Origin of the sequence: Streptomyces sp. NPDC090088 (assembly GCF_044747345.1) — a bacterium.
Classification (GTDB): domain Bacteria; phylum Actinomycetota; class Actinomycetes; order Streptomycetales; family Streptomycetaceae; genus Streptomyces.
In genome coordinates, this window is sequence record NZ_JBIVDZ010000002.1 from 22,209 (window position 1) to 35,923 (window position 13,715).

Below are 13,715 nucleotides of genomic sequence, written 5' to 3' on the forward strand. Positions count from 1 at the left end.
ATCGGGTGCGCTCCCGCAGCGGGATCGGACGGCGCCGTCGGGAGCGCGGGCGAGAGCCGAAGCCTGGAAGTAGGTCATCCGGTGGCACGCGGCCCGGGGCTGCGGGCGGTAAAAGACCAAAGAACCCGGGGAAATAACCCGCCAACCGACCAAACCTCCCCTTCGTTACACGGGCGGGTGAATCCGGCTGGTCTGGCTGGCGCTTCGGGCGGTCGGGCGGGCAGTCTCGCCGCAGGCAACATCCACAACCCCATACATGCTTCGGCCCCCGCCGGGACTGGCATCCCAGTGCGAGGGCCTGACCAACGAGGAAGCGAGACCTTCCCCATGGCTGAGAAGAAGCCTAACGCTGCCCTGCGCCCGAATCAGGACGTTCGGCCGACGACCACCCACTCCGGTGTCACCCACGTACGTACGTACCAGTCGGGCCAGTACGTCGTCGTAGGCAACCACCTTGCCCAGCATCGCGAGCTGTCGCTGACCGCGATCGGACTGGGCACCCATATCCTGTCGCTTCCGGAGGGGGCCCCGGTCGACATTCGCAGCCTCGCCGACCACTTCCCCGAGGGGCGGGACCGGATCGCCTTCGCCCTGCGGGAGTTGGAGGCACACGGCTACCTGGAGCGGGTCCGGGAACGTACCGACGCGGGGCGGTTGTTCACCCGGACGTACGCCCACCACACCCCCGGCGGGGCAGGCACAGCGCGAGGCTGGACGCGAGCCGTTGCGGCGGCCCGTGCTTCGGCGAACGACCGGCAGCCAGCTCAGGAGGACGACCGAGGCGGCGCCGGGCCGGTGCCCCACGAGGCACGAGCCACTGCCGTTCTCGCAGAGCCCAAGCCGGGGGCGGAGTCCGAGGCAGAGCCCGAGTCACCCTCAGTGCCCGAGCGGCGCCCCGAGGCGGCCGAGGACCAACCCGCCGCGCACGTTCCGTCCGCTGTGGAGACCCGACCCGACGCACGTCATGAGAAGGCTGTCGCCCTCCTCGCGGCTCTGCGCCGTGACGACGACCGCCTTACGCTCTCCTCTCGGGATGTGAACCGGCTCGCCCCCGCCGTCACCGACTGGTTCGACCACGGTGTCCCGGCGGCCGCCGTGCACCGCGCCCTGACCACCGATCTCCCCGTGGAAATGCGACGCCCGGCCGGTGTGCTCGAATACCGCCTCCGCGAGCTGCTGCCGGCGCCACTGCCTGCGATCCCCGCACCACGCGTCGTAGCGGCAGACATCGGCACGAGTCGCCGCGGTCCCCATCCCTTCCAGACCTGTGACGGCTGCGAACGTGCCTTCCGTGCCTCGGAACCCGGCCGTTGCCGTGACTGCCGACATGACCGCCCGGCAGCGGCGGCCGCCGGCTGCGCGGCCTGAACGGGGTCCGGAAGATGACCGCGACGGCCTCGGTTCGTTCGTTCTCGGCCACCCGGTGGGCCGGACGGGGTTCCTATACTTGCGCCATGGAGCAGGAGCTGGAGCGGGCAGCCGTGGTCGCACTGCTGCGGCGCGGTGATCGTTCCTGGCCTGAGCTGACCGACCAGATCGAGACCGTCGGCAGCGCCCGGGACGTGTTGGAGGAGTCGCTCGACGCGTCCGGACAGGGCGCGCTCTTCGACGCCGGCACGACGGTGGACCTGGACGACATCGCTGCCGAGGTCGCCGCCTGGGAACGGGAGGGGATGCGGTTCGTGACCATCCTCGACCCGGACTATCCGCTCTACCTACGGCTGGTTCACCAGCGGCCTCCGTTCCTGTTCATGCGAGGCAAGGCAGTCGAGCATGATCTACGTGTCGCCGTTGTGGGCACCCGCACTCCCACCCCTGACGGGACCGCTCATGCCCGAGCCATCGCGAGCGGCCTCGCCGAGCGGGGTGTCACCGTTGTCAGTGGTCTCGCCGCCGGCATCGACACCGCCGCGCACGGTGCCACCCTCGCCGTCGGCGGACGTACCGTCGGTGTCATCGGTACGGGGCTGCGCCGGGTCTACCCCGCGCAGAACACGCGGCTCCAGGGGGAGATCGCCGAGCGTGGGCTGCTGATCTAGCAGTTCTGGCCGGATGCTCCGCCGTCGAAGACCTCCTTCCCCATGCGCAACGCCGTGATGAGCGGGTACAGCCTCGCCACCGTCGTCGTAGAGGCCGCCTATCGCAGTGGCGCGCGGATGCAGGCACGGCTCGCGCTGGAACACGGACGCCGGGTCTTTCTCATGCGTTCCCTGCTCAACCACGAGTGGGCCAGGGAGTACGCGAGCAGACCCAACACCACCGTCATCGACGGGCCCGAGGACGTCTTCAGCAGGCTTGAGTCCCTCGTCCCCACCACGGGCGAGCTGACCTGGACATAGGCGGGGTACCTGGTGGCCACGGTCGTAGAGCTGTCCGCCCGCTACGCCAACTTCCTCGTCCACCCGTTGTTACCTGGCTCGGGTGTGTGCCAGATCTGCCGAGGTCCGGCGAACACGGGATATCCGACGTGTCGACCGTGCCACGGCACCCGCGCGGTTCTCGGCAGTGGTGTGGCGGATGCCGTCGTTCCGGTCAGTCTGGCTCTTAAGGGGGAGCAATACGCGCACGAACTGTGGCGCTACAAGAACGCCGCGGGGCCTCAGCGGCACTACTTTCGTACCGGGCTGGCGGCTGTGCTCTGGCGGTTTCTGGAGGCGCATGAGGCATGTGTGGCGCATCGGTGTGCCGTACCCGGCTTCGATGTCGTCACCACGGTGCCCAGCACGAGCGGGAGGCAGACCCACCCACTGCGGGCCATGGTCGCCGACATGATCGGCGCGACCCGTGAACGCCACCGTGACCTGCTCAGAGCCACCTCGAAGGCAGCAGACCTCGGGCGCATCGCGTCGTCCGCGCGCTATACGGCATCACCCCTGTGGGGCGAGCATGTGCTGCTCGTGGACGACACCTGGACCACGGGCAACCACGTGCAGTCCGCCGCGGCCGCCCTGAAGTCCGCAGGCGCCGGAACCGTGGCGGCCGGGGGCGCGCAGGAGGCTTACCACTACGTGAGGTTGTGAGGTGAGAGGGGGTCCGGGGTTGCGCCCCGGGCCCCTTTTTGCGTTCGTGGTTGTCCGCGGGTCAGGTGGGGGCTGGTCGCGCCCACGCGGCGGAGCCGCATATCGATACAGCCCCGCGCCCCTATCGGGGCACGTCGTTGTCGAGGACCTTTTTGAGGTCTGCGACCACTGTGGGGATCTCCCGGTCGAAGGCCAGGCCGTCGATGCCCTCGTCCGTGATGACGGCGAGGAGGGCTCGGGTGCCGACGGCGGTGATGATGACGTGGCCGGCGTTGCACTGGGCGGTGAGCTGGCGGAGGGTGCCGGTTTTGCCCTGGTCGGCGAGGCGGTGGCCGAGGGAGAGGGCGGCGGAGGCGAGGGCGGCCATGGACTCGGGGTGGGTCTTGTCGGTGTCGCCGGCCACCACCAGGCCGTCGACGGTGGCCAGGACGGTCTCGGAGACGCCCATCACCCGGTCGCGCAACGAGACGAGGATGTCCTGCACGGGGTCGCTCATGGTGGCTACTTCCTGTCGTGCTCGGTGGTGCGGAGGCGCGGCCGGCCTCCCCGGGACCGCTAGCGCTTGCGGCGGGGGAGCGGGGTCGCTGAGGGTTGCGAGGGTGTCGTCGAGGGGTGGGGAGGGGTGCGCAGGGCCGTGCTGGGGCGGGCGGCGGCGGTGGCGGACGGGGGCTGGAGAAGGCCCTGGGCCAGGAGGTCGCGGAGGTCCAGCATGACGGCGAACAGGCCGCGGCCGAGGGTGAACGCGATGTCCCGGGGGGTCCTGCGGCCGTCGGCGGCGGTCAGGACGGTGCGGTGCCGGGGGGAGAGCCGGGCGGTCTGCCGCGGGTCGCGGGCGGCCGGGGCCGGGGCCAGGCGGTCGCGGGCGAAGCGGGCCGTGGCGCCGCGTTCGTTCGCCAGCAGTCGGACACGGCGGGTGTTCTCGGTGACCAGGCGGGCGGGCGGCACCGCGGTGCCCGTTTCGAGCAGCGGGCGCGCCGCGGTCACCTCCCAGCCGTCCGGGCTGGTCAGGGCCAGGGCGAAGGCCGCGTCGAAGAGGGCCGCCTGGCCGATGATCTCCAGTTCCGTGGCGCCCAGCAGGCCTTGGGCGACCAGTTCCCGGGCCAGCCGTGCCGGGTCGGTGCCGGCGGCGCGTACGGCGGCCCAGTCCTCCTCGGTGACCCGGCGCGACTTGAGCAGAAGCACCTCGACACCGGGGGCGCCGGGCGTCTCCATGCCCACGACCAGGCCGTTCCGGACGTGGATGGCACCGCCCGGGGTGCCCGAGACCAGGACGGTGCAGGACCGTTTCTCTGTGTGCAGGGCGGACAGCAGGGCGGGGATGTTGCGGGGGGCCTGGGTCTCGTCGGTCATGCGAGCAGTCGGCCCGTGTGCTCGGCCAGGTCCCGCAGCGCCCAGGTGATGTTCGTACGGTGCCGGTCCACCAGGGCGAAGAGGAGGAGCGGGTCGCCCTCGCGGTCGACCCGGGTCGTCACGTGGTGGTGGCTGGTGGTCGTGATGACCATGGTCTCCAACTCGCCCTCGAAACCGGCCCGGTTGAGGTGCGTGGTCACCACGTGGGCGGTCTCCTGGGCGTCCTGGGACGGTCCCGCGTCTCCGTGCTCGGCGTAGGGGAGACCCGTCACGCCGTCCAGGAGAGCCGCGGCGGTCACACCGGGCGTGCCGACGACGCCGTCCAGGACGGTGTCGAGCGAAGTCATGAGTTCCCCCTCCTGACGCTCGTTCGCACAGTACTTTATTGCCAACTGTGGCAACACTGGCCAAAGATGACACTTATTCGGACCGGGAGGGGTCGGGAAGCAACCTCTGCCGATCCGCACGCGTCCGAGTTGACCCATGTAAGGAAATCGAGGGGACCAGCGTGAACATCGAGACCACCCTCAAGGAAGCAATGAGCATCGACGGGGCCCTCGGGGTCGCCCTCGTCGACTACGAGAGCGGCATGTCCCTCGGCGCGCTGGGCGGCGGGCCCCACCTGGACCTGGAGCTGGCCGCGGCCGGGAACACCGAGGTCGTGCGGGCCAAGCAGCGCACCCTGAAGTCCATCGGCCTGGACGACGAGATCGAGGACATCCTGATCACGCTCGGCGGCCAGTACCACCTGATCCGCCCCCTGACCAAGGTCGGCGGTTCGCTCTTCCTCTACCTCGCCCTGGACCGGGGCCGCAGCAACCTCGCCCTGGCCCGGCACGGCCTCAAGAGGCTGGAGAGCGAGCTGGAGGTCTGACCGACGCCACGTCGGCAAGCGTGCCCGTGTGACGGGCGTAGCGTAGGGAGCATGACGAAGTACGGCTCCTTTCCCGGCACGCGGCCGCGTCGGCTGCGGACCACCCCCGTCATGCGGCGCATGGTCGCCGAGACCCGGCTGCATCCCGCGGACTTCATCCTCCCGGCGTTCGTCCGCGAGGGCGTCTCCGAGCCGGTGCCGATCGGCGCCATGCCCGGTGTCGTACAGCACACCCGGGACAGCCTGAAGAAGGCCGCCGCGGAGGCCGTCGCGGCGGGGATCTCCGGGATCATGCTGTTCGGGGTGCCGGAGGAGGGCAAGAAGGACGCCCTCGGGACGCCCGGCACCGACCCGGACGGGATCCTCCAGGTCGCGCTGCGGGACGTGCGCGCCGAGGTCGGCGACGAACTGCTCGTGATGTCCGACCTCTGCCTGGACGAGACCACCGACCACGGGCACTGCGGGGTGCTGGACGCCGAGGGGCGCGTGGACAACGACGCCACCCTGGAGCGGTACGCCGAGATGGCCCAGGTGCAGGCCGACGCCGGCGCCCATGTCGTCGGCCCCAGCGGGATGATGGACGGGCAGATCGGCGTCATCCGCGACGCCCTCGACCAGATCGGCCGCGAGGACGTCGCGATCCTCGCCTACACCGTGAAGTACGCCTCCGCCTTCTTCGGCCCGTTCCGGGAGGCCGTCGGCTCGTCCCTCAAGGGCGACCGCAAGACCTACCAGCAGGACCCGTCCAACCTGCGGGAGTCGATGCGCGAGCTGGCCCTCGACCTGGCGGAGGGGGCCGACATGGTGATGGTCAAGCCGGCCGGGCCCTACCTCGACATCCTCGCCCGGGTCGCCGACTCCGTGGACGTGCCGGTCGCCGCCTACCAGATCTCCGGCGAGTACTCGATGGTCGAGGCCGCCGCAGAGAAGGGCTGGATCGACCGCGAACGGGCCATCCTGGAGACCCTCACCGGCATCAAGCGGGCCGGCGCGCAGAACATCCTGACGTACTGGGCGGTGGAGGCCGCCCGGATGCTGGGCTGATCGGCGGCGAGCCGCGCGTCACGCTGCCCCCGGCCGGAGAGATCCGGCCGGGGGCACTTTCAAGTCGCCGGTGGCGTTAGGTTGTTGACCGTCCGTTGTTGACCGTCCTCGCCCTTCGCCGACCGTCCGGGAGACGCCCATGTCCGGTGACGCCCTCAGTCAGGACCCCGCCGAGCTGAGAAGGAGGATCGACAGCAGCAAGGCCCACCCGGCCCGGGTGTACGACGTCTTCCTCGGCGGCAAGGACCACTACCCCGCCGACCTCGCCGCGGCCTCCGCCGCGCTCTCCGCCAACCCGCGCGGCTACCTCGACGTCCGGCACAACCGCGACTTCCTGCGCCGCGCCGTGAACACGCTGGCCGCCGACGGGATCCGGCAGTTCCTCGACATCGGCACCGGCCTGCCCACCGCGGAGAACGTCCACCAGATCGCCCAGCGCGTCATACCCGACTCCCGGGTGGTGTACGTCGACAACGACCCGATCGTCCTCGCGCACGCCCGCGCCCTGCTCACCAGCGGACCCGAGGGCCGTACCGACTACATCGACGCCGACTTCCGGAACCCGGCGGAGATCCTCGAACAGGCCTCGAAGACGCTGGACTTCGACGAGCCGGTCGCCCTGTGCCTGGTGGCGATCCTGCACTTCGTGGAGGACGAAGAGGCCTACCCGATCGTCCGCGGGCTCGTCGAGGCGCTGCCCGCAGGCAGCCGGGTGGTGCTCAGCCACCTCACCGAGGACCTCAACCCCGAGAACATCCGGGCGGTCCAGCGGGCCTACACCGAGCGCGGCTTCAGCTTCGTCCTGCGGTCGCGGGCCGACGTCGAGCGCTTCTTCACGGAGAACTCCCTCGCCCTGGCCGACCCGGGCGTGGTCCCCGTGCACCGCTGGCGCGCCGACCACGCGGCGCCCGTGCCCGAGCAGCCCGACGCCGCCTTCCTGGAGTCCCTCGACCACATCGAGCGGGTCCGTTACGCCGACATCAACGACGTCACCGACGCGGACATCAACGTCTACGCGGGGCTGGGCGCCAAGGCCTGAGGCAGTGGCTCACCAGTCGAGGGCGTCGGACCGGTCCTGCTGCCAGTACGTCACCCGCAGCGAGCTGTCGTAGTACACGCCCTTCGCCGGCAGTGGCGGTGTCGCCGAGGCACCGCCGCTGCTGTTGGGGGTCATGCCCTGGAAGGCGACGGTCAGCTTCTCGGCGGTCGTGCCGCCGTCGCCGCTGCCGTCGGCCGCGGACAGCAGCACGCCCGCGTAGCCGGACTCGCCCGGCGCGAGGGTGGTGACCGCCTGCGGGTGGGTCGCCTCGTCGGGCTGCGGCACCCACTGCATCTCGTCGAAGCGCAGGACGGGGTAGTAGGTGAGGTCGCAGGTCCTGCTGCCGGTGTTCCGCACCGTCAGCAGCAGGTGGTTCAGCGGGCGGGAGAGCGGCTGGGCGGTGACGGTGGTGTTGGAGCCGTTGCACAGGACGCGGGAGGTGCCGCTGCCCGGCTTCTTCGTGGCGGTGTCGCTCACGGGCGAGGGGGTCGACCTGGCGGTGCCCGAACCGGTGGTTGTGCCGGTGCCCGTGGTGCCGGTGGCGCCGGTGGTGGCTTCAGAGGTCTTCGGTGTCGGCGTCGGTGTGGCCGGCTGCGACGCGGTCGTCGCCGGTGCGGACGCGCCCTCGTCGCGGGTGCCCGTTCCGTCCTCGCAGGCCGTGAGGGCGAGGGCGGCGACGGCGGCGCCGGTGGCGGCGAGCAGACGGACACGGCGGGTGGCGCGCTGGGCCATGGCGAATCCTCTTTCGAGTGGTGGCGTGCTTGGATGGCCACAGCCTGTGGGCCGCTCCGTCCCGTCCGCCACAGCCGCCGGACGATCCGGGACGCTGGAACGGCCATACCGGCTCTGACCTGTAAGAACAGCCCTTCCCTGGAACACGGGTACGGGATGTGGGGGGACGGAGGAACGGTGTCGGACGGCACTTCGGGAAGCGGTTTCGCCGAGTTGCTGCGGGAGTTGAAGGACCGCTCGGGGCTCAGCTACGGCACGCTCGCCAAACGGCTGCACATGAGTACGTCCACCCTGCACCGCTACTGCAACGGGGACGCCGTACCGGCGGACTACGCCCCCGTGGAACGCCTCGCCCGGCTCTGCAAGGCCGGTCCCGAGGAACTCGTCGACCTGCATCGGCGCTGGGTACTGGCGGACGCGGAGCGGGGGCGGAAGCCGGACGCGCCCCGGAAGCCGGACGTGCCCCGGAAGCCGGCCGAGGCGGCGACGGGGGAAACGGCGGCCCAGGGAGCGGCGGCGGCCGCGGAACCGGCGGCTGCGGAAGCGGCGGGTCCGGAAGCGGCGGGTCCGGAAGCGGCGGGTCCGGAAGTGGTGGGTCCGGAACCGGTGGGTGGTCCGGAAGCGGTGGGTGGTCCGGGAGCGGCGGCCGTCGGGGTGCCGGGGCCGAGCCTCCTGCCGGAGCCGTTGGTGGAGTCGGTGCCGGAGCCGTTGGCGGGGCGGGTCGGCGAGCGGCGTCGGCGTGCCGTCCGGCCCGTGCTGCTCGCCGGCACCGCGGTCGTCGTCCTGCTCGCCGCCGCCGTCCTCGCCGTGAAGCTGCCCTCGGGCGGGACCGACGACAAGGGGCAGGGGCCCGCGGGCGCCGCCGCGTCGGTGTCCGGCGGCCCGCGCTCCGGAGGGAAGGCGGCCTCGGGCACCCCGTCCACCGCCTCGCCGTCCTCTTCCGCCTCCGGCGACTCCGGCTCGTCCTCCCCGTCCGCGTCGGCCACGGCCACCGGCGGCTCCGGGGACGCCGGTACGACCGCCTCCGCGCCCGCCGCCGGCACCACCGCGCCTCCGCTCACCGTCAACACCCAGCCGTACTCCTGGGAAAGCCCCTGCTCCCAGCACTACCTGATCGACCGGGCCCCGGCCGACGTGGCGCCGCCGCCCCTGGAGACCGACGCGACCGCCTGGGTCTCCGCGCACCAGGCGGTCTCCTCGGGGGAGCAGTACGTCACGCTGACCGTGCAGGGGACCGGCAAGGAGTCGGTGGTGCTGGAGAGCCTCGCGGTCCGCACGGTGGACCGGAGCGCGCCGCTCGCCTGGAACGACTACGCGATGGGATACCCGGGCGTCGGCTGCGGCGGGAACGTGCCCACCCGCTCCTTCACCGTCGCCCTGGACGCGATGCGCCCGGCGGTCGTCCCGGAGGCGGGGCACCGGGACTTCCCGTTCAAGGTGAGCGAGTCGGACCCCGAGGTGTTCTACGTGACGGCGGACGCCTCGGCCTACTCCGTCGGCTGGTATCTGGAGCTGGCCTGGTCCAGCGGGTCGCGGCACGGAACGCTGCGGATCGACGACAAGGGGCGGCCGTTCCGCACGAGCGGCAACAACGGGCGGCCCGCCTACGAGTTCCCGCTGGGCGGCGAGGCCTGGCGGGCCGCGTCGTCGGGGGACTGAGAGAGGGACGCGGCGGAGGGGCCCTCGTCGCGTACGCCCTGTCCGTCCCGGCACCCGCTGAGGGCGGTCGCGGCGACCAGCGCGAGGGCGGCCACCGCGAGCAGACGGCGGCGGCCGGGGGCCGGGGTGGGGCGCGTGGCGGACATGCGAGGACTCCCTTGGCGAACTCGGCTCGGTCGGTGATCCCGAACTGCCTTCAGCCTGTCCGGCGGTCCGCCCGCATCGCCAGAGCACACCGGGAATTCGGGACGCGTGCCGCCGTTCCACCCCTGTGAGCTGTGCGGATCCCGTCCCGTGGGACGACGGTCCGGGACGTCCGGGCCGCCGGAGCGGGGGTCTCGGCGCCGTCCGTCCGGATCGCGGAATGACGGGTGTAGGCGGCATGCACCTCTCTAGGCTCCGGCCAAGACGAGGATCAGACCGCGGATCAGACCCAGGAGAGCCGTCCATGACCGTCACCAGTCCCCCCGCCCCCGCCCCCGCCCCCGCCGCACTCCCCGCCGCCCTGCCGCCGCTCGCGGCCCGCGCCCGTACCGTCGGCGGTTCGCCCGTGCGGGAGATCCTCGCGGTGACCGCACGCCCCGAGGTGATCAACTTCGCGGGCGGGCTGCCGGCCCCGGAACTCTTCGACCGGGAGGGCATCGCCGCCGCCTTCCGCACGGTCCTGGAGGAGACGCCCGAGCGGGCGTTGCAGTACTCCACGACCGAGGGCGAACCGGTGCTCCGGCAGGGGCTCGCGGCCCGCCTCCGGGCGCAGGGCCTGCCCACCGACCCCGACGACCTCCTGATCACCACCGGCTCCCAGCAGGCCCTCTCCCTCCTCGCGAGCGCCCTGATAGACCCCGGTGACACGGTCCTCGTCGAAAGCCCCTGCTATCTGGCGGCACTTCAGGTGTTCGGGCTGGCCGGGGCGCGGGTCCTGCCCGTCCCCTGCGACGACGACGGAGTCGACCCGGCCGCCCTCGCGGAGCTGATCCGCGCCGAGCGGCCCAAACTCCTCTACCTGGTCCCGACGTTCCAGAACCCCACCGGCCGCACCATGCCCGCCGCCCGCCGCGCCGCCGTCGCCTCGGCCGCCGCCCGGCACGGCCTGTGGATCGTCGAGGACGACCCCTACGGCGAGCTCCGCTACGACGGCGACCGCGTCCCCTGGATCGCGTCCTTCCCCGGCGCCGAGGACCGCACGGTCCTGCTCGGCTCCTTCTCCAAGGTCATGGCCCCCGGCCTGCGGCTCGGCTGGCTCCGTGCCCCGGGCGCCGTGCGCCGCGCCTGTGCGGTGGCCAAGCAGGCGGCCGACCTGCACACCCCGACCGTCAACCAGCTGGCCGCCGCGCGCTATCTGGACGTCCTCGACACCCATGTCGCCAAGGTCCGCGCCGTGTACGGCGAACGCCGGGACGCCATGCTCGCCGGGCTGGCCGACGCCCTCCCGGCCGGCTCCGCCTGGAACCGGCCCGAGGGCGGCATGTTCCTCTGGGCCCGGCTCCCGGAGTCGTACGACACCACCGCCCTGCTCCGCCGGGTGGTGGAGCAGAACGTGGCCTACGTCCCGGGCGAGCCCTTCTACGCGGCCGACCCCGACCGCTCGACCCTGCGGCTGTGCTTCGTCACGCAGACGCCGGAGGAGATCGGGGAGGGGCTGCGCAGGCTCGCCAAGGGGCTCGCCGACGGCCTCGACGGCTAGCGGGGGCTCAGTCCCAGTAGAAGTGCCACAGCCGCTCGCCGACCAGCTGCCCGGCGTAGGACGCGAGGGTGTCGTCCTCGCCGGGCAGCACGGCGTACGGGCAGAACGCGAGGTGCTCGGCGGCGACCGCCTCCGCCTCGTCGAGGTCGGCGGGCGGGGCGGCGACGGAGAGGGCGAGGTGGTCCAGGCCCAGGGCCACCACCCGTATCCCGAAGCGGTCCTCCCAGGAGCGCAGCACCGCGCACAGCCGGGCGACGTCCTCCTCGTAGTTCACCGGGCCGCTCCAGCCGATCGCCGCGGGTATGTCGGCGCTGCGCCGGGCGGACACCAGTGCCAGGTGCGGCTCCTTCAGCCAGGGCCGGCCCTGGCTCAGCGCGTCGGCGACGTCCGCGGCCCGCGCGTCCGGGTGGGCGACCAGGGCCGGGGCCGGGGCGAGCCCGGGCCACTCCTCGCCCTCCGGCGGGTCCTCCTCCCAGAAGTCCTCCAGCACCTCGTCGGCGTCGTGGTCCCCCGGGTACGACGTCTCCCCGGGCGCGAAGTCCCAGTCGTCGATCTCGGACACGTCGACGAGCACCGGCAGCAGCCCCGCACGCGCGGCCGGCGCACCCAGCGCGGCCCAGGTCCCGGGCCCCGCGGGCTGCCCGGCGTACCACAGCAACGGCTCGTGCCACGGGCCGTCGAGCGTGTCGTCGACCAGTGTCCCGGGCGGGAGTTGAAGCCCCAGGGAACGACCGCTCGGATCGGTCGCCAGCTTGGGCAGCGGGTTGGGAAGAGTCGCCATGGCGATGACTGTAAGGGGGGCCACTGACAACGCCGGACGCGGTCACCTGGAGCGGAGGTGCCGAGTCCTCGGCGGTGGTGCTCAGCCCGCCGGATCCGTCAGCATCCGCCAGCCCGGCGCGTAGTTTCCGTGCAGGACCAGGGACGCGGCGCCGACCGCGCCCACCGTGTCGCCGATGACGCTCTGTTCGACGGCGATCGGGCGCAGCGCGCGGGCCACCGCCGTGCGGTTGACGGCGGACTCGATCTCCGCGAGGAGGATCGGTTCGATGCCGCGCAGCGCCTCGCCGCCGAGGACGATGCGGTCGACGTCGAGGAGGCTGGCGGCCCCCCGGGCGGCCTGGCCGATGCGGCGGGCGGCCCGCCGTACGACGTCGACCGCGTCGGGGTCGTCGGCGCGGACGGCGCCGCGCAGGGCCTTCCAGTCGTCGTGGAGGGTCTCGGGTGTGCCGGTGAGGCCGATGCGGGCGGCCGCTTCGGGGCCGTACCGGCGCAGCAGGTCGTCGATGATCGCGGCGGGGGAGCAGTAGGGGCCGAGGCAGTCGGTGCCGCCGCAGGGACAGCGGCGGTCGCCGGGTTCGACCGGCATGTGGGCGAACTCCCCCGCGTTGCCCGAATCCCCGTGCAGAACGGTGTTGTTGAGGACGACCCCGGCGCCGATCCCGGTGCCGAGGTAGACGAAGAGGAAGCTGCCCGCGCGCGCCTCGCCGCCGATCCAGCGCTCGCCTATCGCGGCGGCGGTGGCGTCGTTGTCGAGGGCGACGGGGAGGTTCGTGGCCGCCTCGAACATCCGCACCAGGGGAACCCTGCCCCAGCCGGGGAGGTTCGGCGGTGAGACCACGGCCCCCTGGGCGCCGTCGAGCGGTCCCGGGGCGGCGATGCCGAGGCCCAGCAGCCGGGCCGGATCCACCCCGGAGCGGGTGAACAGGCGCAGGGCCGCGCGGGAGACGCGGTCGACGACCTGTTCCGGGTCCTCGGGGGCGACCAGGCGCTGGCGGCGGCCGGTGATCACCTCGCCGGCCAGGTTCACCACGACGATCACCGCCGAGTCGGGGTCCAGGTGGACGCCTATCGCGTAGGCGCCGTCGGGGCGCGGGGAGAGCAGGATGCGCCGCTTGCCGCCGCTGGAGGGGGCCTGGCCGGTCTCGGTGACCAGGCCGGCGTCGAGCAGTTTGCGCACGACGTTGGAGACGGTCTGGTTGGTCAGGCCGGTGAGCGCGGCCAGTTCGACGCGGCTGACCGGGCCGCGGGTGCGGATGGCGTCCAGGACGACGGCCTGGTTGTAGCCGCCGACCCGGGGGAGATTGGTCCCGCCGAGCATCGTCACCGTGCCGCCTCCGCTGCCGTCAAGGCGCCGGTCGGGCGCCGCACCATGCTGCCTGCCGCGGGCCGGAACCCGCGCGGGTTTTCGTCTCCGCCATGACCGTCATGTGACGGGTACCACGTTTGAGATGCGTGGAAGTGGCTGGAAAGACTTTCGATCAGGGATGGAAGTTGCTGCCACCAGCTCGAATCTCGCTGGTTCAGACCGCC

The 13,715-nt window shown here is 72.4% G+C and carries 14 protein-coding genes and 1 pseudogene; 8 read left to right on the top strand and 7 right to left on the bottom strand.

Translation table 11 applies throughout. From position 1 onward, the window contains the following. The first annotated feature begins 327 nt into the window (after window positions 1–327). From ACIPSJ_RS08705 to ACIPSJ_RS08715, 3 genes and pseudogenes are all read left to right on the top strand, one after another. Entirely contained in the window at window positions 328–1,368 is a 1,041-nt protein-coding gene (locus tag ACIPSJ_RS08705; RefSeq protein ID WP_401344648.1) for a helix-turn-helix domain-containing protein, read from the top strand. Between the two features lie 86 nt (window positions 1,369–1,454). Next, window positions 1,455–2,339 (top strand): annotated as a pseudogene (locus ACIPSJ_RS08710) (DNA-processing protein DprA). Between the two features lie 330 nt (window positions 2,340–2,669). Beyond that, window positions 2,670–3,020, top strand: coding sequence for a hypothetical protein (locus tag ACIPSJ_RS08715; RefSeq protein ID WP_401344650.1), 351 nt, complete (start codon window positions 2,670–2,672; stop codon window positions 3,018–3,020). Window positions 3,021–3,141: 121 nt separating this feature from the next. On the opposite strand, the gene ACIPSJ_RS08720 is transcribed toward ACIPSJ_RS08715, so the two are convergent. Genes ACIPSJ_RS08720 through ACIPSJ_RS08730 form a run of 3 tightly spaced genes read right to left on the bottom strand, consistent with a single transcriptional unit; the run spans window position 3,142 to window position 4,717 of the window. After that, window positions 3,142–3,516, bottom strand: a complete 375-nt coding sequence (locus ACIPSJ_RS08720) for a roadblock/LC7 domain-containing protein (protein ID WP_401344652.1) — start codon at window positions 3,514–3,516, stop codon at window positions 3,142–3,144. A gap of 59 nt (window positions 3,517–3,575) precedes the next feature. Then, complete coding sequence (locus ACIPSJ_RS08725) at window positions 3,576–4,370, bottom strand: hypothetical protein (RefSeq protein WP_401344654.1); 795 nt, start codon at window positions 4,368–4,370, stop codon at window positions 3,576–3,578. Continuing rightward, window positions 4,367–4,717, bottom strand: a complete 351-nt coding sequence (locus ACIPSJ_RS08730; RefSeq protein WP_359226991.1) for a hypothetical protein — start codon at window positions 4,715–4,717, stop codon at window positions 4,367–4,369. Before ACIPSJ_RS08730 ends, ACIPSJ_RS08725 begins: the two co-directional genes overlap by 4 nt. A 161-nt stretch (window positions 4,718–4,878) precedes the next feature. On the opposite strand from ACIPSJ_RS08730, the gene ACIPSJ_RS08735 reads away from it, so the two are divergent. The 3 genes from ACIPSJ_RS08735 (at window position 4,879) to ACIPSJ_RS08745 (ending at window position 7,327) form a co-directional block, all read left to right on the top strand. After that, entirely contained in the window at window positions 4,879–5,244 is a 366-nt protein-coding gene (locus tag ACIPSJ_RS08735) for a hypothetical protein (protein ID WP_359226989.1), read from the top strand. A gap of 51 nt (window positions 5,245–5,295) precedes the next feature. Next, a complete protein-coding gene (gene hemB, locus ACIPSJ_RS08740; protein ID WP_401344656.1) occupies window positions 5,296–6,288 on the top strand; it encodes a porphobilinogen synthase in 993 nt (330 codons plus the stop codon). Window positions 6,289–6,427: 139 nt separating this feature from the next. Further along, complete coding sequence (locus ACIPSJ_RS08745) at window positions 6,428–7,327, top strand: SAM-dependent methyltransferase (protein ID WP_359226986.1); 900 nt, start codon at window positions 6,428–6,430, stop codon at window positions 7,325–7,327. Between the two features lie 9 nt (window positions 7,328–7,336). Here the strand turns inward: ACIPSJ_RS08745 and ACIPSJ_RS08750 are convergent, their stop codons facing one another. Then, window positions 7,337–8,059 (bottom strand): DUF4232 domain-containing protein, encoded by a 723-nt coding sequence (locus tag ACIPSJ_RS08750; RefSeq protein ID WP_401344657.1) that lies wholly within the window; start codon window positions 8,057–8,059, stop codon window positions 7,337–7,339. A gap of 177 nt (window positions 8,060–8,236) precedes the next feature. On the opposite strand from ACIPSJ_RS08750, the gene ACIPSJ_RS08755 reads away from it, so the two are divergent. After that, window positions 8,237–9,718 (top strand): helix-turn-helix domain-containing protein, encoded by a 1,482-nt coding sequence (locus ACIPSJ_RS08755; protein ID WP_401344659.1) that lies wholly within the window; start codon window positions 8,237–8,239, stop codon window positions 9,716–9,718. Here ACIPSJ_RS08755 and ACIPSJ_RS08760 read toward each other — a convergent pair. Further along, window positions 9,664–9,864, bottom strand: coding sequence for a hypothetical protein (locus tag ACIPSJ_RS08760; protein WP_355721757.1), 201 nt, complete (start codon window positions 9,862–9,864; stop codon window positions 9,664–9,666). The two genes, ACIPSJ_RS08755 and ACIPSJ_RS08760, sit on opposite strands and share 55 nt — an antisense overlap. Before the next feature lie 302 nt (window positions 9,865–10,166). Here ACIPSJ_RS08760 and ACIPSJ_RS08765 point away from each other — a divergent pair, with 302 nt between their 5' ends. Then, on the top strand, window positions 10,167–11,402 hold the full coding sequence (locus ACIPSJ_RS08765) for a PLP-dependent aminotransferase family protein (RefSeq protein ID WP_401344661.1): 1,236 nt from the start codon (window positions 10,167–10,169) through the stop codon (window positions 11,400–11,402). Between the two features lie 7 nt (window positions 11,403–11,409). Here ACIPSJ_RS08765 and ACIPSJ_RS08770 read toward each other — a convergent pair whose 3' ends face one another. Beyond that, complete coding sequence (locus tag ACIPSJ_RS08770; protein WP_359226978.1) at window positions 11,410–12,183, bottom strand: DUF4253 domain-containing protein; 774 nt, start codon at window positions 12,181–12,183, stop codon at window positions 11,410–11,412. An 81-nt stretch (window positions 12,184–12,264) separates the two neighbouring features. Beyond that, a complete protein-coding gene (locus tag ACIPSJ_RS08775; protein WP_359227000.1) occupies window positions 12,265–13,503 on the bottom strand; it encodes an ROK family transcriptional regulator in 1,239 nt (412 codons plus the stop codon). Window positions 13,504–13,715: the final 212 nt, after the last annotated feature.

Excerpts from the sequence above, each read along its gene's own strand:
- ACIPSJ_RS08770 (WP_359226978.1), bottom strand. The coding sequence starts at position 12,183 with ATGGCGACTCTTCCCAACCCGCTGCCCAAGCTGGCGACCGATCCGAGC.
- ACIPSJ_RS08775 (WP_359227000.1), bottom strand. The coding sequence starts at position 13,503 with ATGCTCGGCGGGACCAATCTCCCCCGGGTCGGCGGCTACAACCAGGCC.
- hemB (WP_401344656.1), top strand. The coding sequence starts at position 5,296 with ATGACGAAGTACGGCTCCTTTCCCGGCACGCGGCCGCGTCGGCTGCGG.
- ACIPSJ_RS08720 (WP_401344652.1), bottom strand. The coding sequence starts at position 3,516 with ATGAGCGACCCCGTGCAGGACATCCTCGTCTCGTTGCGCGACCGGGTG.
- ACIPSJ_RS08765 (WP_401344661.1), top strand. The coding sequence starts at position 10,167 with ATGACCGTCACCAGTCCCCCCGCCCCCGCCCCCGCCCCCGCCGCACTC.
- ACIPSJ_RS08745 (WP_359226986.1), top strand. The coding sequence starts at position 6,428 with ATGTCCGGTGACGCCCTCAGTCAGGACCCCGCCGAGCTGAGAAGGAGG.
- ACIPSJ_RS08725 (WP_401344654.1), bottom strand. The coding sequence starts at position 4,370 with ATGACCGACGAGACCCAGGCCCCCCGCAACATCCCCGCCCTGCTGTCC.
- ACIPSJ_RS08730 (WP_359226991.1), bottom strand. The coding sequence starts at position 4,717 with ATGACTTCGCTCGACACCGTCCTGGACGGCGTCGTCGGCACGCCCGGT.
- ACIPSJ_RS08705 (WP_401344648.1), top strand. The coding sequence starts at position 328 with ATGGCTGAGAAGAAGCCTAACGCTGCCCTGCGCCCGAATCAGGACGTT.
- ACIPSJ_RS08750 (WP_401344657.1), bottom strand. The coding sequence starts at position 8,059 with ATGGCCCAGCGCGCCACCCGCCGTGTCCGTCTGCTCGCCGCCACCGGC.
- ACIPSJ_RS08760 (WP_355721757.1), bottom strand. The coding sequence starts at position 9,864 with ATGTCCGCCACGCGCCCCACCCCGGCCCCCGGCCGCCGCCGTCTGCTC.